The organism is Ectothiorhodospira mobilis (genome assembly GCF_900114895.1).
Classification (GTDB): Bacteria; Pseudomonadota; Gammaproteobacteria; order Ectothiorhodospirales; family Ectothiorhodospiraceae; genus Ectothiorhodospira; species Ectothiorhodospira mobilis_A.
This window is the reverse complement of the sequence record NZ_FOUO01000001.1, coordinates 1-20,696: the sequence shown is the minus strand read 5'-3', so window position 1 is coordinate 20,696 and position 20,696 is coordinate 1. Positions and strand designations below refer to the sequence as shown.

General features: G+C 68.5%; 20 protein-coding genes. 12 read left to right on the top strand and 8 right to left on the bottom strand.

Annotation, left to right across the window (positions count from 1 at the left end; all coding sequences use genetic code 11):
- Positions 1–75: 75 nt before the first annotated feature.
- The 5 genes from BM214_RS00100 to trxA all read left to right on the top strand — a co-directional run bounded on the left by BM214_RS00100 (position 76) and on the right by trxA (position 6,177).
- Complete coding sequence (locus BM214_RS00100) at positions 76–2,421, top strand: putative bifunctional diguanylate cyclase/phosphodiesterase (protein ID WP_090483176.1); 2,346 nt, start codon at positions 76–78, stop codon at positions 2,419–2,421.
- Positions 2,422–2,438: 17 nt separating this feature from the next.
- Positions 2,439–4,424 carry a diguanylate cyclase gene (locus BM214_RS00095; protein ID WP_177217528.1) on the top strand — a complete coding sequence of 662 codons (1,986 nt, stop codon included), beginning with the start codon at positions 2,439–2,441 and terminating at the stop codon, positions 4,422–4,424.
- 96 nt (positions 4,425–4,520) lie between these two features.
- The gene (locus BM214_RS00090; RefSeq protein WP_244887780.1) at positions 4,521–5,150 is read left to right on the top strand and encodes a flavin prenyltransferase UbiX; all 630 of its coding nucleotides are present in this window, start codon (positions 4,521–4,523) and stop codon (positions 5,148–5,150) included.
- Positions 5,147–5,725 carry an LON peptidase substrate-binding domain-containing protein gene (locus BM214_RS00085; protein ID WP_090483173.1) on the top strand — a complete coding sequence of 193 codons (579 nt, stop codon included), beginning with the start codon at positions 5,147–5,149 and terminating at the stop codon, positions 5,723–5,725. Before BM214_RS00090 ends, BM214_RS00085 begins: the two co-directional genes overlap by 4 nt.
- An 86-nt stretch (positions 5,726–5,811) precedes the next feature.
- Positions 5,812–6,177 (top strand): thioredoxin, encoded by a 366-nt coding sequence (gene trxA / locus BM214_RS00080; protein ID WP_090483172.1) that lies wholly within the window; start codon positions 5,812–5,814, stop codon positions 6,175–6,177.
- Between the two features lie 15 nt (positions 6,178–6,192).
- Here the strand turns inward: trxA and BM214_RS00075 are convergent, their stop codons facing one another.
- The 4 genes from BM214_RS00075 to thiD form a co-directional block, all read right to left on the bottom strand.
- Positions 6,193–6,981, bottom strand: a complete 789-nt coding sequence (locus BM214_RS00075) for a sulfite exporter TauE/SafE family protein (protein ID WP_090483171.1) — start codon at positions 6,979–6,981, stop codon at positions 6,193–6,195.
- Positions 6,982–7,091: 110 nt separating this feature from the next.
- Positions 7,092–8,372, bottom strand: a complete 1,281-nt coding sequence (hemL, locus tag BM214_RS00070) for a glutamate-1-semialdehyde 2,1-aminomutase (RefSeq protein ID WP_090483170.1) — start codon at positions 8,370–8,372, stop codon at positions 7,092–7,094.
- Between the two features lie 110 nt (positions 8,373–8,482).
- The gene (gene thiE, locus BM214_RS00065; RefSeq protein WP_090483169.1) at positions 8,483–9,124 is read right to left on the bottom strand and encodes a thiamine phosphate synthase; all 642 of its coding nucleotides are present in this window, start codon (positions 9,122–9,124) and stop codon (positions 8,483–8,485) included.
- Complete coding sequence (gene thiD / locus BM214_RS00060; protein ID WP_090483168.1) at positions 9,102–9,941, bottom strand: bifunctional hydroxymethylpyrimidine kinase/phosphomethylpyrimidine kinase; 840 nt, start codon at positions 9,939–9,941, stop codon at positions 9,102–9,104. Before thiD ends, thiE begins: the two co-directional genes overlap by 23 nt.
- 85 nt (positions 9,942–10,026) lie before the next feature.
- On the opposite strand from thiD, the gene rd reads away from it, so the two are divergent.
- A complete protein-coding gene (gene rd, locus BM214_RS00055) occupies positions 10,027–10,191 on the top strand; it encodes a rubredoxin (RefSeq protein WP_090483167.1) in 165 nt (54 codons plus the stop codon).
- Positions 10,192–10,218: 27 nt separating this feature from the next.
- Here rd and BM214_RS00050 read toward each other — a convergent pair whose 3' ends face one another.
- On the bottom strand, positions 10,219–10,878 hold the full coding sequence (locus BM214_RS00050; RefSeq protein WP_090483166.1) for a histidinol-phosphatase: 660 nt from the start codon (positions 10,876–10,878) through the stop codon (positions 10,219–10,221).
- 145 nt (positions 10,879–11,023) lie between these two features.
- Between BM214_RS00050 and BM214_RS00045 the strand changes: the two genes are divergently transcribed.
- Both BM214_RS00045 and ptsP read left to right on the top strand, forming a co-directional pair.
- Positions 11,024–11,545, top strand: a complete 522-nt coding sequence (locus BM214_RS00045; RefSeq protein ID WP_090483165.1) for an RNA pyrophosphohydrolase — start codon at positions 11,024–11,026, stop codon at positions 11,543–11,545.
- 41 nt (positions 11,546–11,586) lie between these two features.
- Entirely contained in the window at positions 11,587–13,863 is a 2,277-nt protein-coding gene (gene ptsP / locus BM214_RS00040; protein WP_090483164.1) for a phosphoenolpyruvate--protein phosphotransferase, read from the top strand.
- Positions 13,864–13,884: 21 nt separating this feature from the next.
- On the opposite strand, the gene BM214_RS00035 is transcribed toward ptsP, so the two are convergent.
- Together BM214_RS00035 and BM214_RS00030 are read right to left on the bottom strand one after the other, a co-directional pair.
- Positions 13,885–14,394 (bottom strand): TlpA family protein disulfide reductase, encoded by a 510-nt coding sequence (locus BM214_RS00035; RefSeq protein ID WP_090483163.1) that lies wholly within the window; start codon positions 14,392–14,394, stop codon positions 13,885–13,887.
- Positions 14,395–14,551: 157 nt separating this feature from the next.
- Positions 14,552–15,376: a c-type cytochrome domain-containing protein gene (locus tag BM214_RS00030; protein WP_090483162.1), complete on the bottom strand. Its 825-nt coding sequence runs from the start codon at positions 15,374–15,376 to the stop codon at positions 14,552–14,554.
- A 393-nt stretch (positions 15,377–15,769) separates the two neighbouring features.
- On the opposite strand from BM214_RS00030, the gene argC reads away from it, so the two are divergent.
- The 3 genes from argC to BM214_RS12890 all read left to right on the top strand — a co-directional run bounded on the left by argC (position 15,770) and on the right by BM214_RS12890 (position 18,013).
- Complete coding sequence (gene argC, locus BM214_RS00025; protein ID WP_090483161.1) at positions 15,770–16,816, top strand: N-acetyl-gamma-glutamyl-phosphate reductase; 1,047 nt, start codon at positions 15,770–15,772, stop codon at positions 16,814–16,816.
- A gap of 170 nt (positions 16,817–16,986) precedes the next feature.
- Positions 16,987–17,349, top strand: a complete 363-nt coding sequence (erpA, locus tag BM214_RS00020) for an iron-sulfur cluster insertion protein ErpA (RefSeq protein WP_090483160.1) — start codon at positions 16,987–16,989, stop codon at positions 17,347–17,349.
- 13 nt (positions 17,350–17,362) lie between these two features.
- Positions 17,363–18,013, top strand: a complete 651-nt coding sequence (locus BM214_RS12890) for a tetratricopeptide repeat protein (RefSeq protein ID WP_090483159.1) — start codon at positions 17,363–17,365, stop codon at positions 18,011–18,013.
- A 6-nt stretch (positions 18,014–18,019) separates the two neighbouring features.
- On the opposite strand, the gene BM214_RS00010 is transcribed toward BM214_RS12890, so the two are convergent.
- Complete coding sequence (locus BM214_RS00010; protein ID WP_218149015.1) at positions 18,020–19,159, bottom strand: anhydro-N-acetylmuramic acid kinase; 1,140 nt, start codon at positions 19,157–19,159, stop codon at positions 18,020–18,022.
- Positions 19,160–19,331: 172 nt separating this feature from the next.
- Between BM214_RS00010 and tyrS the strand changes: the two genes are divergently transcribed.
- Positions 19,332–20,540, top strand: a complete 1,209-nt coding sequence (gene tyrS, locus BM214_RS00005; protein ID WP_090483157.1) for a tyrosine--tRNA ligase — start codon at positions 19,332–19,334, stop codon at positions 20,538–20,540.
- The last annotated feature ends 156 nt before the right edge of the window (positions 20,541–20,696 follow it).

Genomic DNA, 20,696 nt, shown 5'->3' with positions numbered 1-20,696 from the left:
CCTGCTGCGACAGGGGCCGTCGCCCGTTATCCTGTAGGGGATACGGACACGGATCGGTACCCCCGGGAGGACGGCGTGGACAGACTGGGTATACGCATCACCCTGGCCATCGGGATCCCCCTGCTGGCCTTCCTGCTCATGGCCCTGGTGGTGCTGGAGGACCGTTATGCGGCCGCCCGGCACATGGAGCAGGTGCAGGCCCAGGCCGCCCTGGGCTACCGGGTGCAGGCCCTGGTGCACGCCCTGCAGGCGGAGCGGGACAGTTCCGCCGGCTATCTCAGCGGGCGGGACAACGAGTTCTTCTCCATCCTGGAGCGGGCGCGGCGGCGCACGGATGAGGTCATGGAGGGCTTTCGGCAGCGCGCTGAACAGGTGCCTCCCTCCCTGGAGGGGTTGATGGCGGGGATCCGCCGCGATCTTGCGGACCTGGACGCCCACCGCAACCGGGTGGACCGCCTGCAACTGCCCCCGCTGGAGGTGCTGCCGGTCTACGATCGCCTCATCCAGCGGCTGATCCTCGTCGCCGCTCATCTCACGGGGGAGGGGCGTGGGGATGACTTTTCGGGGCTGCTCAACGCCTACCGGCCCCTGCTCCTGCTCAAGGAGCATGCCGCCCTGGAACGGGCCCTGGGCAGTGCCTGGCTCAGCGGCGCCAGCGAGGACCCGGATGTCTTCTACCGTTACCTGAGCAACCAGGCCATCCAGGAGCAGCAGCGTAGCCAGTTCCTCTCCCTGGCCCCGCCGGCGCTCGGCAACGAACTCCTCATGCTGGAATCGGAGACCGCCTACCAGTCCCTGCGGGCGGCCCGCGCCGCCATCATCAACCACGGCGTCGCCAGCCGTCCGCCCCATCTGAGCGCCGTGGAGTGGTTCGGTCTCACCCGTGAGCGGTTGGAACGCCTGCGCTCCCTGGAGCAGAACGTGGCAGAGCGCATCCTGGAACGGGCCCGGGCCGCCCGCAGCGGGGCCTGGCGGGGCTTTGCCTGGATGTCGGTGGCGGGCGGGGTGCTCCTGCTCCTGGTATTGGCCCTGTCCGCCGCCATCGTGCGGGATCTGATGCGGCGCCACCGCAGCCATCAGCAGGCCCTGGACCGGGCGGAATACCTGGTGCGTCACGATGCCCTCACCGGGTTGCCCAACCGGCATCACTTTACCGAGCTGCTGGATGTGGAACTGGGTCAGGCGCGGGAGGCCCGGCGCCCCCTGGGGCTGTGTCTGGTGGATCTGGCGGGGTTTTCCGACATCAACCGCATCTGGGGTGATGCCGTGGCCGACGAGATCCTCAATCAGGTGGCGGCGCGCCTGGCCGCGCAGGTGGGCCATGACGGCCTGCTGGCGCGGATCTACGGCGACCAGTTCGGCGTGATCCTGCGCCAGGGGTTCTCCGTGGCCCAGCGGGAGGGGCGGGTGATGGAACTGCTGGCGGTGCTGGATACCCCTTTCCAGGTGGGGGCGCGGCGCATCGAGGTGAATGGCCACGCGGGTCTGGTGGCCTGTCCGCCCTATCCCGAGCACGGCTCGCAGTTGCTGGCCCACGCGGGCATCGCCGTGGAGGGGGCCAAGGGCACCCCGGGATCGCGCTGGTTGCAATTCGAGCCCGGGATGCTCTCCCGTCACACCCGCCTGGTGGAGATGGACCACGACCTGGAGCGGGCCCTGGATCAGGGCCAGTTCCATGTGGTGTACCAGCCCCAGGTGGACCTGGAGGACGGGCGCATCGTCAGCCTGGAGGCCCTGCTGCGCTGGCATCATCCGCAACGGGGATGGATCCCGCCGGATGTCTTCATCCCCCGGGCGGAGGCCAACGGCACCATCATCGCCATCGGTGATTTCGTCCTCAATGCCGCCTGCCGCCAGGCTCAGCACTGGCGACAGGCCGGTCTGGGGGGGCTTGCCGTGGCGGTGAACCTGTCCACGGTACAGCTCTATCAGGCGGATCTGGTGGACCGGGTTCGGGCCGCCCTGGAGGCCTCCGGCCTGCCCGCTACGGCCCTGGAGCTGGAGCTCACCGAGACCGGGCTCATGGAGGATATGGGCACCGCCTGCCAGGTGCTGGCGCAACTGCGGGCCATGGGGGTGGGGCTTTCGGTGGATGACTTCGGCACCGGCCATTCCTCCCTGGCCTACCTGCGGCGGTTCCCCGTGAACTGCCTCAAGCTGGACAAGCGCTTCGTCGGCGATCTGGAAGCCGGCGGGGACGCCGAGGTGATCGCCGGGGCCGTCCTCGCCCTGGCGCAGAGCCTTGGCCTGACCTGTGTTGCCGAGGGGGTGGAGACCCGTGCCCAGGCGGACTGGCTGCGCGCCCGCGGATGCCGCCAGGCCCAGGGCTATCTCTACGCCCGTCCCCAGTCCGCCGAGGCCTGTGAGCGGTTGCTGGCGGCGGGCATATTGCCGGCCAAGGAGGCCTTGCCGGAATCATGAAACGGAGTTTGCAAGGCATGATCCCCACAACCATCCTCGATCCCCTGGTTCGCATGCAGCGGCGCCTGGGGGCCATCGGTCACCGCCTGCGCCGTGTCCTGGCCCGGCGGGCGGTCGCCCGTCGCCGGGGCGGGCGCATCGTGCGCCTGCAGACCAAGACCCAGCTGGCCCTGCTGGTGGTGATGCTGATCATGACCCTGGTCATCGGGGTCTCCAGCATGGCCCTGCTGCGGGACTTTTCCATGCGTTCCGCGGCGGAACATACGCGCACCGCCGCGGAGATGATCCGGGTTGCCCTCACCGAGGCCATGCTCAACGGCACCATCGACCGCCGGGCCTCCCTCCTGCAACGGCTGGGTGAGGTACACAGCCTGGAGGAGGTGCGCGTGGTGCGCGGCCCCCTGGTGATCCAGCAGTACGGCGAGGGGCTGCCCCTGGAGACCCGGGTGGACCGCATCGACCGCCGCGTGCTGGCTACGGGCACACCCTATTTCGGGGTGACCGGCGGGCTTTTGGGCAGCGAGTTCCGCGCCACCATCCCCTATGTGGCCGAGTCGCGGGGGGATGTGAACTGCATGACCTGTCACGTGGCCCCGCAGGGGGCCGCCCTGGGGGCGGTGACCCTGACCGCCTCCATGGATCACATGAAGACCCTGGGCATCGCCACCGCCCTCCTGCTGGTGCTCATCGTCGGTTTTTTCGCGGCCCTGTCCATGTACTTCCTGGGCCGTCTGCTGCGGCCCCTGGTGGAGACCACCGCCGAGATCCAGGAGGCCGCAAGCCGGGCTGCGGAAGGCGACTTCAGCCAGCGGGTGAAGCGGCGCGGCAATGACGAGATCGGCCTGATCGCCACGGACTTCAATCATATGAGCCGCAGCATCACCACCAAGCTCACCGAGATCCGTGGCCATGTGGCGCAGTTGGTGCAGGCCCTGCCCGATCCCCGGGGCAATCTCCTCAACGACACCGCCGAAACCGTGTCGGGCCTGGTGCGGGTGGCCCAGTTCAAGCAGGCCATCGAGGAGGATCAATCCACCGAAGAGGTGGTATTGCGCATCGGTGAGGTGCTGCGCCAGGAGTTCGCCCTGGAGCACTTCTCCATCTATGCGGTGGACCGGGAGCGCAAGACCATGCGGGTGGCCCTGGTGGACGGGATGCCGGCGGAGTCCGTGCGCTGGTGCAGCCCGGATATCCTGGAGAGCTGCACCATCTGCCGTGTGGTGCGCACCGGCCATCCCATCGACGGACTGGAGCAGCCGGGCCTGTGCCGGGCCTTCGATGGTCAGGCCCTGGAGGAGGGCATGCGTTACCTGTGCATCCCCGTGATCCAGTCCGGCGGCGTGGGCAACGTGGTGCAGCTGGTGGTCCCCGCCGGGGAGGTGGCGCGCCTCAGGGCCGCCCGGCCCCTGGTGGGGGCCTACCTGCGCGAGGCGGCCCCGGTGCTTCAGGCCAAGGCCCTGATGGCCAGCCTGCGGGAATCCAGCCTCAACGACACCCTGACCGGGCTGCGCAACCGCCGTTTCCTGGAGGAGTACTCCCCCACCCTGGTGGCCCAGAGTCGGCGCCGGCAGCGGCCCATGACCCTGATGATGCTGGATCTGGACTACTTCAAGACCGTCAACGATACCCATGGCCACGACGTGGGCGATCAGATCCTGCGGGAACTGGCCGGGATCCTGCGTACCCACCTGCGTGAATCGGACCTGGTGCTGCGCTACGGCGGCGAGGAGTTCCTCGTCATCCTCGTGGATACGGGGGCCGACGCCGCCATGGAGGTGGCGGAAAAGATCCGCGGCGCCGTGGAGCAGACCGTGTTCAAGGTGTCCGGCGGGGAGCTGCGCAAGACCCTGTCCGTGGGCCTGGCGGAGTATCCGGGGGATGCCCAGGCCTTCTGGCAGGTGCTCAAATATGCCGACGTGGCCCTGTATGCCGCCAAGGAGCGGGGACGCAACCGGGTGGTGCGCTTCGAGGCGCAGATGTGGCCCTCCGGCGGCGAATACTGAAGCAAGGCGGCAGGCATATCCGGCCGCATGGGGTATCATGGGGCCGGTATCCCGGCCCGGCGGGATCCGGATCCATCGCAACCGCAGGAGGCCCCCTTGCCCCATCCCCCCGACACCCTGGCCCTGGCCCTGACGGGCGCCTCCGGGGCGCGCTACGGCCTGCGTCTCCTGCAATGCCTGCTGCAGGCCGGGGTGCGGGTGCATCTGATGGTCTCCGAGCCCGGGCGCCTGGTCACTGAGCTGGAGACGGACCTGACCCTCCCCGAGGCGCCTGCCGACATGGAGCGGCTGCTGACGGGGCATTTCGCAGCCGGGCCCGGGCAGCTGCGGGTCTTCGGCCGTGAGCACTGGACCGCCCCCGTGGCCAGCGGCTCCTCGGCGCCGCAGGCCATGGCCATCTGTCCCTGCACCACGGCGACCCTGGCGGCGGTGGCCACCGGGTCCAGCCGCTCCCTCATGGAACGCGCCGCCGACGTGATGCTGAAGGAGCGCCACCGCCTCGTCCTGGTGGTGCGCGAGACCCCGCTCTCGGAGATCCATCTGGAACACATGCTGCGCCTGACCCGCATGGGGGCGGTGATCCTGCCGGCGTCCCCGGCCTTTTACCACCACCCGGAAGGCATCGACGACCTGGTGGACTTCGTGGTGGCCCGTACCCTGGACCACTTGGGTATCCGTAACGATCTCATCCCCCGCTGGGGGGAAGTGCCGGGAGGGATGGACTGATGCAACTGCCCCTGTTTCCCCTGAACACGGTCCTCTTTCCCGGCGGGGTGCTGCCCCTGCGCATCTTCGAGACCCGCTACATCGACATGGTGCGCCGCAGTATGCGCGACGGCACCCCCTTCGGCATCTGCCTGATCCGGGAAGGAGAGGAGGCCGGGGAGGCGGCGCAGGTCCATCCGGTGGGGACCTGGGGCCGGATCGTGGATTGGGATCGCCGCCCCGACGGGCTCCTGGGGATCACCTTCCTGGGGGAACAGCGCTTTTACGTAAAGAGCACCTGGGTGCAGAAGGACCGGCTGCTCATGGCCGAGGTCACCCCCCGGGAATGGCCCGAGGATGTGCCCCTGCCGGAGGAGTTCCTGTCCCTTTCGGCCCTGTTGCAGCGGGTATTGGGGGAGATGCCGGCGCCGTATCACCTGCTGCAGGGGGGCCATGATCGCGCCGGCTGGGTGGGGGCGCGCCTGACGGAGTTGATGCCCCTGCCCCTGGAGGAGAAGCAGGCCCTGCTGGAGATGGACGATCACCTGGCGCGCCTGTTCCGGCTGCGGGAGGCCATGCTGGCCGCCGGCGGCTGATTCCCCGGCGCGTGCGTGTTGACACCCTACCGGAGTGGACTGCTAAGGTATTGTATTAGTCCATTCTCATATACGGGAGCCCGGCCATGGCCGCCACCGACATCACCCAGGACAACCTGGAATCCACCATCAACGACAACGACATCGTGGTCCTGGACTTCTGGGCCCCCTGGTGCGGGCCCTGCCGCGCCTTCGCCCCCATCTTCGAGGAGGCCTCGGAGCGCTTCCCCGATGTGGTCTTCGGCAAGGTGAACACCGAGGAACAGCAGGAGCTGGCGGCCATGTTCCAGGTCCGCTCCATCCCCACGCTGACCATCTTCCGCGAGCGCATCATCGTCTTCAACCAGCCGGGCATGCTCTCCGCCGGCCAGCTGGACGAGGTGCTGGGCAAGGTGGCCGAGCTGGACATGGACGAGGTGCGCCGCCAGGTGGAGCAGCAGCAGGAGGGCTGAGCCTGCGGGATTGCGTCATGCCCAGAGCATGCGGATCCCCAGCAGGATGAGCATGCCCGCGAACAGGCGCCGCACCGTGGCCACCGGCAGGCGGTGGGTGAGGGCGGCGCCGATGCGGGCGGTGAAGAAGGCCGCCAGGGCGATGCCGACGAAGGCCGGCCAGTAGACATACCCGGTGGCCCCGGCGGGCAGGCCCGGCTCCCCCAGGCCGTGGACGATGAAGCCCGCCGTCCCCGCCAGGGCGATGGGCAGACCGGTGGCGGCGGCGGTGGCGATGGCCTGGCGCATGGGGACGTTGAACCAGGTCAGCAGGGGCACCGTCAGGGTGCCGCCACCGATGCCCAAAAGGGACGAGACCCCCCCGATGAGCCCGCCCCAGCCCCCCAGGACCGGCGCGGCCGGTAGGATGCGCCCTGGCCGGGGCGGTCGCCCCGCCAGGAGACAGCCCCCCATCAGCACCTCGAAGACCCCGAACACCCGGCCCAAGGCCTGGGTGCTCAGGGCCGCGGCCGCCGTGCTGCCCAGCAAGGCCCCCAGGGCCACCCCCGGGCCCAGGGCCCGCAGCAGATCCCAGCGCACCGCCCCGTGGCGGTGATGGGCGCGGGTGGAGGCGATGGCCGTGGGTACGATGGTGGCCAGGGAGGTGCCGATGGCCAGGTGGGTGATGACCCCGGGGGGCATACCCTGCAGGGTGAACAGCCCCACCAGCACGGGCACGATGATCAGTCCCCCGCCGATGCCCAGGAGCCCCGCCAGCACCCCCGTGCCCGCCCCCAGCGACAGATAGCCCAGCAGATCCAGCATCACGCCTTCCCGAAGCGTTGCGGTGAATGAAAACGCCCCGCCGTGCGCGTGGCATGGCGGGGCGTCCAGGAGAACCGGGCACCGGGGGCTCCAGCCCCCGGTGGCGTGGATCACAGTTCCCGGAGCACTTCGCCGGCGGCCCGGATGGTGGTCTCCACGTCGCCCGCGCTGTGGCTGCTGGACATGAAGCCCGCCTCGAAGGCGGACGGGGCCAGGTAGACCCCCTTGTCCAGCATGGCGTGGAAGAAGCGGCCGAAGCGCTCGGTGTCGCACTGGCTCACCTGCTGGAAATTACCCACCTGGGGCTGGTCGGTGAAGAACAGGCCGAACATGCCGCCCACCTGGTTGGCGGCCATGGGCACGCCCGCCTTCTGCGCCTCCCCCAGGATGCCGGAGACCAGGGTCTCGGCCTTGGCGGTGAGGTCGTCGTGGAAGCCGGGGGCCGAGAGGATCTCCAGGGTCTTGAGTCCGGCGGTCATGGCGATGGGGTTCCCCGAGAGGGTGCCGGCCTGATAGACAGGACCCAGGGGCGAGAGGTATTCCATCACCTGGCGGCGCCCGCCCAGGGCGCCCACCGGCATGCCGCCGCCGATGACCTTGCCCAGGGTGGTGAGGTCGGGCTTGACGCCGTACAACTCCTGGGCGCCGCCCCGGGCCACGCGAAAGCCGGTCATCACCTCGTCGAAGATCAACAGGGCGCCGTGGTCATCGCATACGCTGCGCAGCCCCTCCAAAAAGCCCGGGGCCGGGGGCACGCAGTTCATGTTGCCCGCCACCGGCTCGACGATGATGCAGGCGATCTGATCACCGAAGCGGGAGAAGGTCTCCTGCACCTGCTCCAGGTCGTTGTAGGGCACCGTGAGGGTGTGTTCCGCCAGGGAGGCGGGCACCCCCGGGGAGCTGGGCACCCCCAGGGTCAGGGCCCCGGATCCGGCCTTCACCAGCAGGGAGTCGCCGTGGCCATGGTAGCAACCCTCGAACTTGACGATCTTGTCGCGCCCGGTGAAGCCCCGGGCCAGGCGGATGGCGCTCATGGTGGCCTCGGAACCGGAGCTGGTCATGCGCACCATGTCCATGGAGGGCACCAGCTCGCACACCCGCTCCGCCATCTCCGTCTCCAGGGACGTGGGGGCGCCGAAGGAGAGGCCGTTGAGGGCCGCCTCGCGCACCGCCTCAATCACCTCCGGATGGGCATGACCCACGATCATGGGACCCCAGGAGCCCACGTAGTCGATGTAGCGGTTGCCGTCCACGTCGTAGATATAGGCCCCCTGGGCCCGCTCCATGAAGATGGGTTCGCCGCCGACGCCCCGGAAGGCGCGCACCGGGGAGTTCACCCCGCCGGGGATGTGTTTCTGGGCTGCCTCGAAGCATTCATGGGTTTTCGTCATGGCCTGCTCTTTTTCCTGAGTCACTGGGTGAAGGGCAAAGGAGAAAAGATACTCCATCTGCCCCGGGGCATAAAACCGGGGCCCCGGCGCAGGCCGGCCCCGGGGCGTGATTACGGTTGCTGCGCAAACCGTTCCTGGAGGCTTTGGGCGGCGGCACGGATGTCCGGTGCTGCGAACACCCCCTGGATCACCGCCACCATGTGGGCGCCGGCATGGACCACCTGCGCGGCGTTGTCCGGGGTGATGCCGCCGATGGCGGCGATGGGCAGGTGCAGGCGTGTCCGGGCCTCACGGATGAGCGCCAGGGGGGTATGCACGGCCCCGGGCTTGGTGCTGGAGGGGAAGACGGCGCCGAAGGCCACGTAGTCGGCCCCGCGGGCGGCGGCGTCCTCGGCCCGCTCCAGGCGGTCGTAGCAGGAGACGCCGATGAAGGCTTCGGGGCCCAGTGCCGCCCGGGCCTCTTCCAGGCCGGCATCCTCGCGTCCCAGGTGCACGCCATCCGCCGCCACCGCGGCGGCCAGTTCCACGTCGTCGTTGACGAGGAACAGGGCGTGATGATCGGCGCACAGGGCCTTCAGGGCCCGGGCGGTCTCCAGACGGCGGGTGGCGTCACCGGATTTGTCCCGGTACTGCAGGATGCGGGCGCCCCCCTGCAGGGCCTGTTCCACCCGGGGCAGCAGGGTGTGGGGCGCCTCTTCGGGGGTGACGAGGTAGAGGCCGCGCAGGGCTTCAGTGGGGTTCGTGCGGGCCATCGTCGGTGTCGTCCTCGTCTGCTTCGTCCCGGGCCCAGAACAGGCGGTTGGGGAGTTTCTGGCCCATGCCCAGGCGGCGGCCGGCCTGCAGGCTGTGCCAGGTGTAGCTCACGGCCTCGTGGACCGCCACGGGTACCGCCGTCCCCTGGGCCAGCAGGGCGGCGATGGCGGCGGAGAGGGTGCAGCCGGAGCCGTGGAATTCCCCCTCCAGGCGCGGCACCGGGAAGACCTCCAGACGGCGATGGTTGCCGTAGAGGGTGTTGTGCACCTCGCTGGTGCGCTCGTGGGTGCCGGTGATGAAGACATATTCCGCGCCCTGGTCCAGGAGGGCCATGGCGCAGGCGTCCAGGGTATCGGAACCCCGGGCCAGGGCCCGGGCCTCCAGGGTGTTGGGGGTGAGTACGGTGGTGCGGGGCACCAGTAGCTGCAGGATGCCGTCCACCATCTCCTCGTCCGCCAGGGCGGCGCCGCCGCCAGCGGCCAGTACCGGGTCCAGGACCAGCGGCAGTTCGGGATAGTCGTTGAGCAGGGCGTGCAGGGCCTCCACGGCCTCCATGGAACCCAGCAGACCCACCTTGAGGGCGGCCACCGGCATGTCCTCCAGCACCGTCCGTGCCTGCTGGATGATCAGTTCCCCGTCCATGGGTGCCAGTGCCACCACGTCACGGGTGTCCTGCACGGTGACGGCGGTGATCACGGGAGCGGCATGCCCCCCCATGCTGAGGATGGACTCGATATCCGCCTGGATGCCGGCCCCGCCGGTGGGATCGCTGCCGGCCAGGGTCATGACGATGGGGACCGACGGCTGCATGATCATGGTAAGCTCCCGCAGTGTGTCTGCACCGAGTGTATCATCCGCTTCACCCCCGGGACCGGGGCAGGGCAATGGCAGGAGGTTCGCCGTGAAGAAGTACCAGTGCGTGATCTGCGGTTACATCTACGATGAGGCCCAGGGTCTGCCGGACGAGGGCTATCCCCCGGGGACGCCCTGGGAGGATCTCCCCGAGGACTGGGTGTGTCCGGAATGCGGGGCCAGCAAGGAGGATTTCGAGCTGATGGCCGAATGAGGCCGGTGCGGTACGCTGGGGAAGCCCTCAGCCCCGCAGGCTGATGCGCGGCCAGTCCCGGGCCCGGGCCGTAGCCGCCAGGTCCTCGTCCGGGTCCACTGCCACCGGGTGGGGGACCCGCTCCAGCAGGGGCAGGTCGTTGTGGGAGTCGCTGTAGAACCAGCTGTCCTCCAGGTCCAGTTCGGGATGTGCCTGGAGCCAATGCTCCAGGCGCTGCACCTTGCCGTGCTGGAAGCAGGGGATACCGGCGAGTTCACCGGTGTAGCTGCCGTCGCGGAATTCCGGTTCCGTGGCCAGCAGGTGCTCCACCTCCAGCAGGCGGGCGATGGGCTCGGTGACGAAGCGGTTGGTGGCGGTGATGATCACCAGGGTGTCCCCCCGGGCACGGTGGTGCTGCAGCAGGTTCCGGGCCCCGGGGGCCAGCAGGGGGCGGATGCGCTCGTCGATGAAGCGTGCCCGCCAGTCCTGCAGGGATTCCAGGGGATGGGCGGCCAGGGGGGCAAAGGAGAAGCGGCAGAAGGCGTGGATGTCCAGGGTGCCGGCGCGGTACTGATCGAAGAACTCCCGGTTCTTTTGCCGGTAGGTCTCCGGGTCCACCACCCCCAGTTCCACCAGGAAGCGGCCCCATTCATAGTCGCTGTCGCCCGCCAGCAGGGTGTTGTCCAGGTCGAACAGGGCCAGGCTCACGCCAATCCTCCAGGGTCGATGCGGATGGAGCCCCATGATACCCGCCTGCGGCCTGTATGTGCCACGCAGGCCGTCGGGCATTTGCCGCGCCGCCCGGCTTATGGAAAAATGCGGCGTAGGAAACGGCATCCGGATGGCATTGTAAGTGATTGATTGCGATGGTTATAGGCCCAATGTAGGGATCATCCTCAGCAACGCGGAGCGCCGTCTGTTCTGGGCCAAGCGGATCGGCCAGCAGGCCTGGCAGTTCCCCCAGGGGGGGATCCGGCAGGAGGAGACCCCCGAGCAGGCCCTGTACCGCGAGCTGGAGGAGGAGACCGGCCTGCAGCCCCAGCATGTGGAGGTGGTGGGCTGTACCCGGGACTGGCTGCGCTATCGTCTGCCCAAGCATCTCATCCGGCGGCGTTCCGATCCCGTATGCATCGGCCAGAAGCAGATCTGGTTCCTGTTGCGCCTGGTGGGGGATGAGTCCTGCGTGCGCCTGGATGCCATGTCCAATCCGGAGTTCGATGCCTGGCGCTGGGTGGATTACTGGCAGCCCACCCGCGAGGTGGTCTTCTTCAAGCGCCAGGTCTATCGCCGTGCCCTGAAGGAACTGGCGCCGTTGCTCTTCGACGGCGGCCTGCCCTCCGATACCGCCGAACGGCGCAGCCGCCGCCGGCTTTGATCCATCGCCGCCGAGGCGGCCCGCACCCCGACCCCGCGCCCATGTTGCATGTACTCAGACGGATCGTCCTGGAGGTGGGTGCCGCCGGCAACCTGACGGAGGCACTGGAGATCATCGTCCGTCGGGTGAAGCAGGAGTTGGCCATCGATGTCTGTTCCGTCTATCTGCGGGATCCGGACGGGGACGATCGGCGCCTCCTGCTCATGGCCTCGGAGGGGCTCAACCCGGAGGCGGTGGGACACGTCATCATGAACGCCGGGGAGGGCCTGGTGGGCCTGGTGGCGGAGCGGGCCGAGCCGGTGAACCTGGAGAACGCTCCGGACCATCCCCGTTTCAAGTACTTCCCCGAGACCGGCGAGGAGCGCTATCACGCCTTTTTGGGCGTGCCCATCGTGCACCACCGCCGCCTGCTGGGGGTGCTGGTGGCGCAGCAGCGGGAGCGGCGCCGTTTCGACGATGAGCACGTGGCCTTCCTCATCACCCTGGCGGCCCAGCTGGCGGGGGCCATCAGCCATGCGGAGCTCATCGGCGAGGTGGACAACCGCCGCGAGCTCCTCCAGCAGGAGAACGTGCAGATCCGGGGTATCCCGGGGGCCGCCGGTGTGGCCGTGGGGCAGGGGGTGGTGGCCTATGCCCTGGCGGATCTGGACTCGGTACCCGATCGGGCCGCCTCCTCCGTGGAGGAGGAGGAGCGGGCCTTCCGGCAGGCGGTTCAGGCCGTCCAGGACGAGCTGGCCGAGATCCGCGACCGCATGGAGTCGGTGCTGCCGCCGGAGGAGCGCCTGCTGTTCGATGCCTACGTGATGATGCTGGGCAGCGACAGCCTGGTGAACGGCACCGTGGAGCGCATCCGCGGCGGTCGCTGGGCCCCGGCGGCGCTGCGCGACACCGTGCGGGAGAGCACGCGCAACTTCGAGGACATGGACGATCCCTACCTGCGGGAGCGGGCCTCGGACGTGCGCGATATCGGCCGGCGCATCCTCATGCGTCTGCAGTCCCATGTGCGCGATCCCGAGGAGTTCCCCGGCCGCACCATCCTGGTGGGGGAGGACGTCACTGCGACGCAGCTGGCGGAGGTGCCCTCGGAGCGGCTGGCGGGGGTGGTGTCCTCCCGCGGCACCGGTTCCTCCCATGTGGCCATCCTGGCCCGGGCCATGGGGATCCCGGCGGTCATGGGGGTCTCGGACCTGCCGGTGGGGCGTCTGGAGGGGCGCGAGCTCGTGGTGGACGGCTATCGCGGCAGCCTCTACATCCAGCCCAGCCCGGAATTGCTGGAGGAGTTCCGCCACCTGCAGGAGGAGGAGCGGGAGCTGGCGGACGGTCTGCGGGCCCTGGCCCAGGAGCCGGCGGTGACCAAGGACGGTCACGAGGTCCCTGTCTATGCCAACAGCGGGCTGCTGGCGGATATCGCCCCCTCCATCCAGTCGGGGGCCGACGGCATCGGGCTCTACCGCACCGAGGTGCCGTTCATGATCCGGGAGCGTTTTCCCGGTGAGGATGAGCAGACGGAGATCTACCGGGAGATCCTGCAGTCCTTCGACCCGCGTCCGGTGACCCTGCGTACCCTGGATGTGGGCGGGGACAAGTCCCTGCCTTATTTCCCCGTCTCCGAAGACAACCCCTTCCTGGGCTGGCGCGGCATCCGCATCACCCTGGATCACCCGGAGATCTTCCTCACCCAGTTGCGGGCCATGCTGCGGGCCAGCCAGGGGTTGACCAATCTCAACATCCTGTTCCCTATGATCAGCTCCCTGGCGGAACTCAAGGGGGCCCTGCAGCTGCTGCAGCGGGCCCGGGATGAACTGCTGGACGAGCACTACGTCATCCCGGTGCCCCGGGTGGGGGTGATGGTGGAGGTGCCTTCGGCGGTCTACCTGGCGGAGACCCTGGCGCGGCGGGTGGACTTCCTCTCCGTGGGCACCAACGACCTGGTGCAGTACCTGTTGGCGGTGGACCGCAACAACGCCCGCGTGGCGGATCTCTACAACGCCCTGCACCCGGCGGTGCTGCATGCCCTTGTGCAGACCGCCGAGGGGGCGCATCGGGCGGGCAAGCAGATCAGCGTCTGCGGCGAGATGGCCGCCGATCCCGCCTCCGTCATCCTGCTGCTGGGCATGGAGATCGATGCCCTGAGCGTGAACGTGGCGGCCCTGGCGCGGGTGAAGTGGGTGGTGCGCAGCTTCTCCAGGGCCCGGGCCCGGCACCTGCTGGAGCAGTGCCTGACCATGGAGGAGCCCGCCGCCATCCGAGCCCTGCTGGACAACGCCCTGGTGCAGGCGGGCCTGGGGGGCTTGGTGCGAGGGGCCGGGCGGGCCTGAACTGGGGTGTCCCGCGCCGGGTCAGGCGCGCCCGGCGAGCCAGTCCTCCAATGTCCCTTCCACCCGTTCCCAGTCCGGTGGCCCCATTTTCTGATAGACGATGCGCCCCTTGGGCGAGATCAGGAAGGTGGTGGGGGTGAGCTGGACATTGCCGAAGGCCTCGGCGGCATCCCCCTTGCGGTCCAGGGCCACGGTGTAGGCGATCCCGCGGCGCTCTGCGGTCCGGGCCACTTCTTTGGCCGGATCGTAGTGCATGGCGATGCCGATCACCTCCACCCCGCGCTGACCGTAGTCCCGATGCAGGGCGTTCAGGTGCGGGATCTCCTCCAGGCAGCTACTGCAGTCGCTGGCCCAGAAGGTAATCAGCAGGGGACGGCCCCGGAGGCCTCCCAGGTCCAGGGGGTCGCCTTCCAGGGTGGGCAGCGTGACGGCGGGCATGGCGCGGCCGCCGCCGGGGGCCAGCCACAGGAGGGTGATCCCGGCCATAAGTACGAGGAGGAATAACCCGGCCAGTAGGTCTCGCTTCTTCACCTGTCTACCCCTTGCGATCGAATTCGTTGGCGTGAATGCAACCGGAAAGGATTCTATGAAGGCCCCCGCCGGTCAAGGACGGATGCCCGGAATCTGGGTCCCGGGCCGGTCAGGGGGCGCTCTTGATCGGCGGAAACGGGGTCATCCGCCCCACGCCTTACGCCCCGGACTCCCCGGGGGGCTGCTGCGGTGCCGCCAGCCTATTGTCGGAGGGTGCCTTGAGGGCGCCGGCCTCGATCCAGGCCTCGAAGCTCTGGATCTGGTCCTCGGTGAGCGCAGGCCCCACCAGCGGCATACGCGGCTGGGTGATCCCCTTGATGCGTTGGATGAGCGCGCTCTTCGCGGGGTCGCCGGGGATGACGACTGGGCCGTTCTCGCTGCCCGCCATCGTCCCTTCATACGAACTGAGATCGAGACCCCGCAGGGGGTTCTCCTCATTATGACACTGTACGCAGCGGCTCTGGAGGATCCCTTTCAGGTCGGCGTAGACGATGGGCCCCGTTTCCTCGGCCGTCACGGTGCTTTTCTCCGCCGTTTGCCCCTCCGGGGAGTGGGAGGCGAAGACCAACTCGCCCCCGAAATACCCCAGACCCGTCACGGCCGAGAGTGCGAGGAGGTAGATCGTGATCATCACGCCGGAGCGGCTGCTGAAGCGGACGTGGAGCAGGACCGCGAGCAGCAGCACTACCCCCAGGCCGCTGGCCAGGAAGATCTTCATCTTGATCGGGTAGATCAGGCTCCCACCATAGTAGTGGAACCAATCCATCAGCCCCAGCAACACCGTGGGAAAGATGGAGAAGAACGCCAGGGTGGCGCAGTGTTGCGCAGTCACCGCAAACTTGCTGTAGCGGGGGATCCGGGACAGGAGCGAGAAGAGCAGCGCCGCGATGACCAGGCCGATGGTCAGATGCACCAGGATGGGGTGAATCGGATGGGTGTACCCCAGGAACTCCAAAAACCGGTAGATCGAATCGATACCCATCTCTTACTCTTTAAGATTGGTAGACAAGTGGAGGCAATGGCTGCCCGTTGCGGGCCAAGGAACTGCCGCTGGTTCCCGCGAGCCGCCCCGTCCTGGGCCGTAGCGCCAGGGTGCAGGGTTGAGTAACCGCAAACGCAGGATGCACAATCTTACCGGCTTCCACCTCCAGGCCTCAACGCTACATCCAGTGAGCCCTTTGCGGAGGATCGCTATGTTCCCTTCGAGACCGGGCCGTCGGGCCTGGTCTGCCCGCTGCGGTTCATCAGGAAAGGCGAGCCTTTGCGGCGCAGTCCATCGCGGCGGGTGGCATCTGATATGCTAACGGTTTCAGGATGGCCCCGGCGAGGGGCCGTTGGGTGGGATCGATTCGGCTACAGAACAGGGTAGGAATACGTGTCAGAGGTTTCGGTCATCAGGGCGGGTATCGTTGGTGCCACCGGTTATACCGGGGTGGAATTGCTGCGGCTTCTGTTGGGCCATCCCCGGGTACGGCCGGCGGTGGTCACCTCCCGGGGGCAGGCCGGCACGCCCCTGTCCGCGCTGTTCCCCAACCTGCGAGGGCAGGGGGATCTGCGCTTCCAGGCGCCGGACGCCGGTGCCCTGGGGGAATGCGATGTGGTGTTCTTTGCCACCCCCCATGGTGTGGCCCACACCCTGGCCGGGGATCTGCTGCAGCGCGGCACACGGGTGATCGACCTGTCCGCGGATTTTCGGCTGCGCGACCCGCAGCTCTGGTCCCAGTGGTATGGCCAGCCCCACGGGGCCCCGGAGCTGCTGGAAGAGGCGGTCTATGGCCTGCCGGAGCTGAATCGCGCCCGCATCCCCGCGGCCCGGCTGATCGCCGTGCCGGGGTGCTATCCCACGGCGGTGACCCTGGGGCTTCTGCCCCTGCTGGAGGCCGGCGTGGTGGATCCGGCCCAGTTGGTGGCGGATGCCAAATCCGGGGTCAGCGGTTCCGGGCGCAAGGCCCAGGTGGGCTCCCTGTTCTGTGAGGCGGCGGAGAACTTCCGCGCCTACGCCCTGGGGGGGCATCGCCATCTGCCCGAGATCCTCCAGACTCTGGGGGAGGTCTCCGGCGTGCAGCCCCAGCTCACCTTCGTGCCCCATCTGGTGCCCATGGTGCGCGGCATCCTGGCCACCCTCTACACCCGTTTGCTGCAGCCGCAGACCGATCTGCAGGCCCTGTTCGAGCGCCGCTACGCCCATGAGCCCTGTGTGGACGTGCTCCCGGCGGGGGAACTGCCCGAGACCCGCAGTGTGCGGGGCACCAACCTCTGCCGCCTGGCCGTGCAGCGGCCCCAGGAGGGGGAAACGGCGGTGGTGGTCTCCGCCATCGACAACCTGGTCAAGGGGGCCTCGGGGCAGGCGGTTCAGAACATGAACCTGATGTTCGGCCTGCCCGAGACCCAGGGGTTGGAGGGGATTGCCATCCTGCCCTGAGATCGGGGCGGATGCGCAACGCCGGCGTCTTGGGGTATGTTCACCCCATGGCCGGTGTGAACCGGACGGGAACCCCGGTGGGATCAGAGGATCCAACCCCACCCGAAAGGCCGGATACACCGCAGCAACCCGCCGCCCAACGGGGCGGCCCCGATAACGGAGGCGCAGACATGACCGCAACCGAGACCGCGAACGAAACCACCCCCAGCCCCCTGAACTTCACCGACGCGGCCGCCGCCAAGGTGAAGGCCCTGATCGAGGAGGAGAACAACCCCTCGCTGAAGCTGCGGGTCTTCGTCAGCGGCGGGGGGTGCTCCGGGTTCCAGTACGGCTTCACCTTCGATGAGAACATCAACGAAGGGGATACCACCGTGGAAAAGGGCGGGGTGACGCTGCTCATCGACCCCATGAGCTACCAATACCTGGTGGGTGCGGAGATCGACTACACCGAGAGCCTGCAGGGGGCCCAGTTCGTGATCCGCAACCCCAACGCCACCACCACCTGCGGCTGCGGTTCCTCCTTCTCCGTCTGATCCGGGGCGCGGCATGCAGGTGCGTCAGACCCTCGCCCGCTGGCGGTTCCGGTGGTACTACCTCATGGCCCGCCTGGGCCATGCCACCGGCCGCTTCAATGTGGGCTTCATGTACGCCAATGGACAGGGCGTGCCCCGGGACGATGCCGAGGCGGTGCGATGGTACCGTCTGGCGGCGGAGCAGGGGGACGCCAACGCCCAATGCAACCTGGCCCTGATGTATGTCAACGGCCGGGGCGTGCCGCAGGACGATGCCCAGGCGGTGCAGTGGTACCGTCAGGCGGCGGAGCAGGGCAGCACCACCGCCCAGTGCAACCTGGCCTTCATGTATCTCAACGGCCGGGGGGTGCAGCAGGATGAGGCCGAGGCGGCCCGTTGGTATCGCTACGCCGCGGATCTGGAGAACGCCTCTGCCCAGTCCAACCTGGGGGTGCTCTATGCCAATGGCCGCGGTGTGCCCCAGGACTGGGTGCGGGCCTACATGTGGTCCGATCTGGCCGCCACCCAGGGATACGATCTGGCCCGGGACAACCGGGACCGCTTCGCCACTCACATGACCGAGGCGCAGATCCAACAGGCCCGGGAGATGGCCCGCGCCTGGACCCCCGGAGAGGGGTATCCCCAGGTGGATCTGCCTGCCGGGGAGGTCTCCGGGGCGGGCTAAGCGGCGTCAGATACGTCCGTCCCGTCCCGGGTGGATGGCCCCCAGCACCACCGCCTCCCGGGCCCCGGTGACCGCGGGCAGGTTGCCGGGGCGCCCCGCCAGGGTCTCCCGGGCCAGCCAGGCGAAGGCCATGGCCTCCACCCAGTCGGGGGGCACCCCCAGCACCGCGGTGGAGGCCACGTCCCAGCCGGGCAGGTTGGCCTCCAGGCTTTCCATCAGGCAGCGGTTGTGCACCCCGCCGCCGCAGACCAGTAGGCGCCGCGCCCGCGGCGCCGTCTCCAGTATCGCCGCCGCCACGCTGCGCGCGGTCAGTTCCACCAGGGTGCGCTGCACGTCCACTGCGGCCAGCGATCGCCCCCCCAGGTGGCCACGTACCCAGTCCAGATGAAAGTGCTCCGTGCCCGTGCTCTTGGGGGCCGGGCGGTGAAAGTAGGGATCGGTCCGCATCGCCGCCAGCAGGGCCTCATCCACGCGGCCCTGCGCCGCCCATCCCCCCCCGGCATCGAAGGCATCCCCCCGGCAGACCCGGATCCAGGCATCACAAAGGGCGTTGGCCGGCCCCGTGTCGAAGCCGCGCACCGGGGTCCCGTGTTCCGCTTCGTCCCGCCTTGCGGGCAGGATCGTCACATTGGCGATCCCCCCCAGGTTCAGGATGACCCGTTGCTCATCCTCCGCCCCCAGGGCGTAGCGGTGAAAGGCCGGGACAAGGGGGGCCCCCTGGCCGCCCGCGGCCATGTCCCGGCGGCGAAAGTCCGCCACCACCGTCAGGCCCGTGGCCTGGGCGATGCGATGGGGGCAGCCGATCTGCAGGCTGAAGGGAGGCCGCTCCTGTGGGCGGTGACGCAGGGTCTGCCCGTGGCTGCCCACGGCGCGCACCGTGGCGGCATCGATGCCATGGTTCTCCAGCAGGGCCTGCACGGCCGCGGCCATCAGTTCCCCGGTGCGGGCATCCAGCCGGCCCCAGGTGTCGGGATCGGAACGGGCGCCCGGGGCGGCCAGGGTACGCAGCCCCTGGCGCAGGTCCTCGGGGATGGCATGGGAATGGGTGGCCAGGCACCGGGGACCGGCGTCCTCAAAGGACACCAGGGCGGCGTCCACCGCATCCATGCTGGTGCCCGAAAGCAGACCGATGAAGCGAGGGTTCAAAGGGATCCTCCGGCACGGAATGTAGGGGGGATGGCTCCGCTGGCCGCTGGCCGCTGGCCTTGCCTTCGGCCCGCTTAGTATCATGCCCTGATTCCCGGCCCCCGTGTACCGGCGCGTGGCCTTTTGCCCGTGCCGCCCGGGGGCGTGTGATCCCGTTGACAAGAGGAAGGACATGACCCCCCAAGACGATGCCCTCGAGACCCTGCGCCGCGGAGCCCATGAGGTGCTGCTGGAGAGTGAACTGGCCGAGCGCCTCAAGGCGGGGCGGCCGCTGCGGGTGAAGGCCGGGTTCGATCCCACGGCGCCGGACCTGCATCTGGGGCACACGGTCCTGCTGAACAAGATGCGCCAGTTCCAGGATCTGGGGTACGAGACCTACTTCCTCATTGGCGACTTCACCGGGATGATCGGCGATCCCAGCGGCAAGAGCGCCACCCGTCCGCCCCTGACATCGGAGGAGGTGGCAGCCAATGCCCGCACCTATAAGGAACAGATCTTCAGGATCCTGGACCCGGAGCGTACGCGCATCGTCTTCAACTCCGAGTGGATGGGGCGCATGACGGCCGCGGACATGATCCAGCTGGCCTCACGCCACACCGTGGCGCGGATGCTGGAGCGGGACGACTTCCACAAGCGCTACACCACGGGCCAGGCCATCGCTATCCATGAATTCATCTATCCCCTGGTGCAGGGCTACGATTCGGTGCACCTGCAGGCCGACGTGGAGCTGGGGGGGACGGACCAGAAGTTCAACCTTCTGGTGGGGCGGGAACTACAGAAGCAGTACGGCCACCCCCCCCAGGTGGTGCTCACCATGCCCATCCTGGAAGGGCTGGATGGTGTGCAGAAGATGTCCAAGTCCCTGGGCAACTACGTGGGCGTACAGGAGCCCCCGGACGAGATGTTCGGCAAGCTCATGTCCATCTCCGACGACCTCATGTGGCGCTACTTCGAACTGCTCTCCTTCCGCCCCCTGTCGGAGATCGAGGGACACCGCAAGGCCGTGGCCGAGGGGGCCAACCCCAGGGACATCAAGTTCCTGCTCTGCGAGGAGCTGGTGACCCGCTTCCATGACCGGCAGGCGGCTCAGCGGGCCCGGGAGCACTTCATCGCCCGTTTCCAGAAGAAGGCCATGCCCGACGATCTGCCCGAGACGCGGATCGCCGCCCCCGCCGAGGGCCTGCCCCTCCCCAACCTGCTCAAGCAGGCGGGACTGGTGGGCAGCACCTCCGATGCCCTGCGCATGATCCGCCAGGGGGCGGTGCGCCGGGATGGCGAGCGCATGGAGGATACGGCCCTGCGCATCCCCCCCGGGGAGGAGGGGGTGTTCCAGGTGGGCAAGCGCCGCTTCGCCCGGATCCGCCTCATCCCCGAGGGGTGAGGCAGACCCCGGGAGGGGCCGCCTTGGTGTTGGGTGAATAAGTCTTTGTTTGTATTATTTTTTTCAAAAAACTGTCAAAAAAGAGTTGTAGGGGTATTGACGGTTATTCTGGATGGCCTATAATGCGCGCTCTCCAACGGCGAGGCGGTGAAGAGC

Excerpts from the sequence above, each read along its gene's own strand:
- BM214_RS00095 (WP_177217528.1), top strand. The coding sequence starts at position 2,439 with ATGATCCCCACAACCATCCTCGATCCCCTGGTTCGCATGCAGCGGCGC.
- trxA (WP_090483172.1), top strand. The coding sequence starts at position 5,812 with ATGGCCGCCACCGACATCACCCAGGACAACCTGGAATCCACCATCAAC.
- BM214_RS00075 (WP_090483171.1), bottom strand. The coding sequence starts at position 6,981 with ATGCTGGATCTGCTGGGCTATCTGTCGCTGGGGGCGGGCACGGGGGTG.
- hemL (WP_090483170.1), bottom strand. The coding sequence starts at position 8,372 with ATGACGAAAACCCATGAATGCTTCGAGGCAGCCCAGAAACACATCCCC.
- thiE (WP_090483169.1), bottom strand. The coding sequence starts at position 9,124 with ATGGCCCGCACGAACCCCACTGAAGCCCTGCGCGGCCTCTACCTCGTC.
- thiD (WP_090483168.1), bottom strand. The coding sequence starts at position 9,941 with ATGATCATGCAGCCGTCGGTCCCCATCGTCATGACCCTGGCCGGCAGC.
- ptsP (WP_090483164.1), top strand. The coding sequence starts at position 11,587 with ATGTTGCATGTACTCAGACGGATCGTCCTGGAGGTGGGTGCCGCCGGC.
- BM214_RS00030 (WP_090483162.1), bottom strand. The coding sequence starts at position 15,376 with ATGGGTATCGATTCGATCTACCGGTTTTTGGAGTTCCTGGGGTACACC.
- erpA (WP_090483160.1), top strand. The coding sequence starts at position 16,987 with ATGACCGCAACCGAGACCGCGAACGAAACCACCCCCAGCCCCCTGAAC.
- BM214_RS12890 (WP_090483159.1), top strand. The coding sequence starts at position 17,363 with ATGCAGGTGCGTCAGACCCTCGCCCGCTGGCGGTTCCGGTGGTACTAC.
- tyrS (WP_090483157.1), top strand. The coding sequence starts at position 19,332 with ATGACCCCCCAAGACGATGCCCTCGAGACCCTGCGCCGCGGAGCCCAT.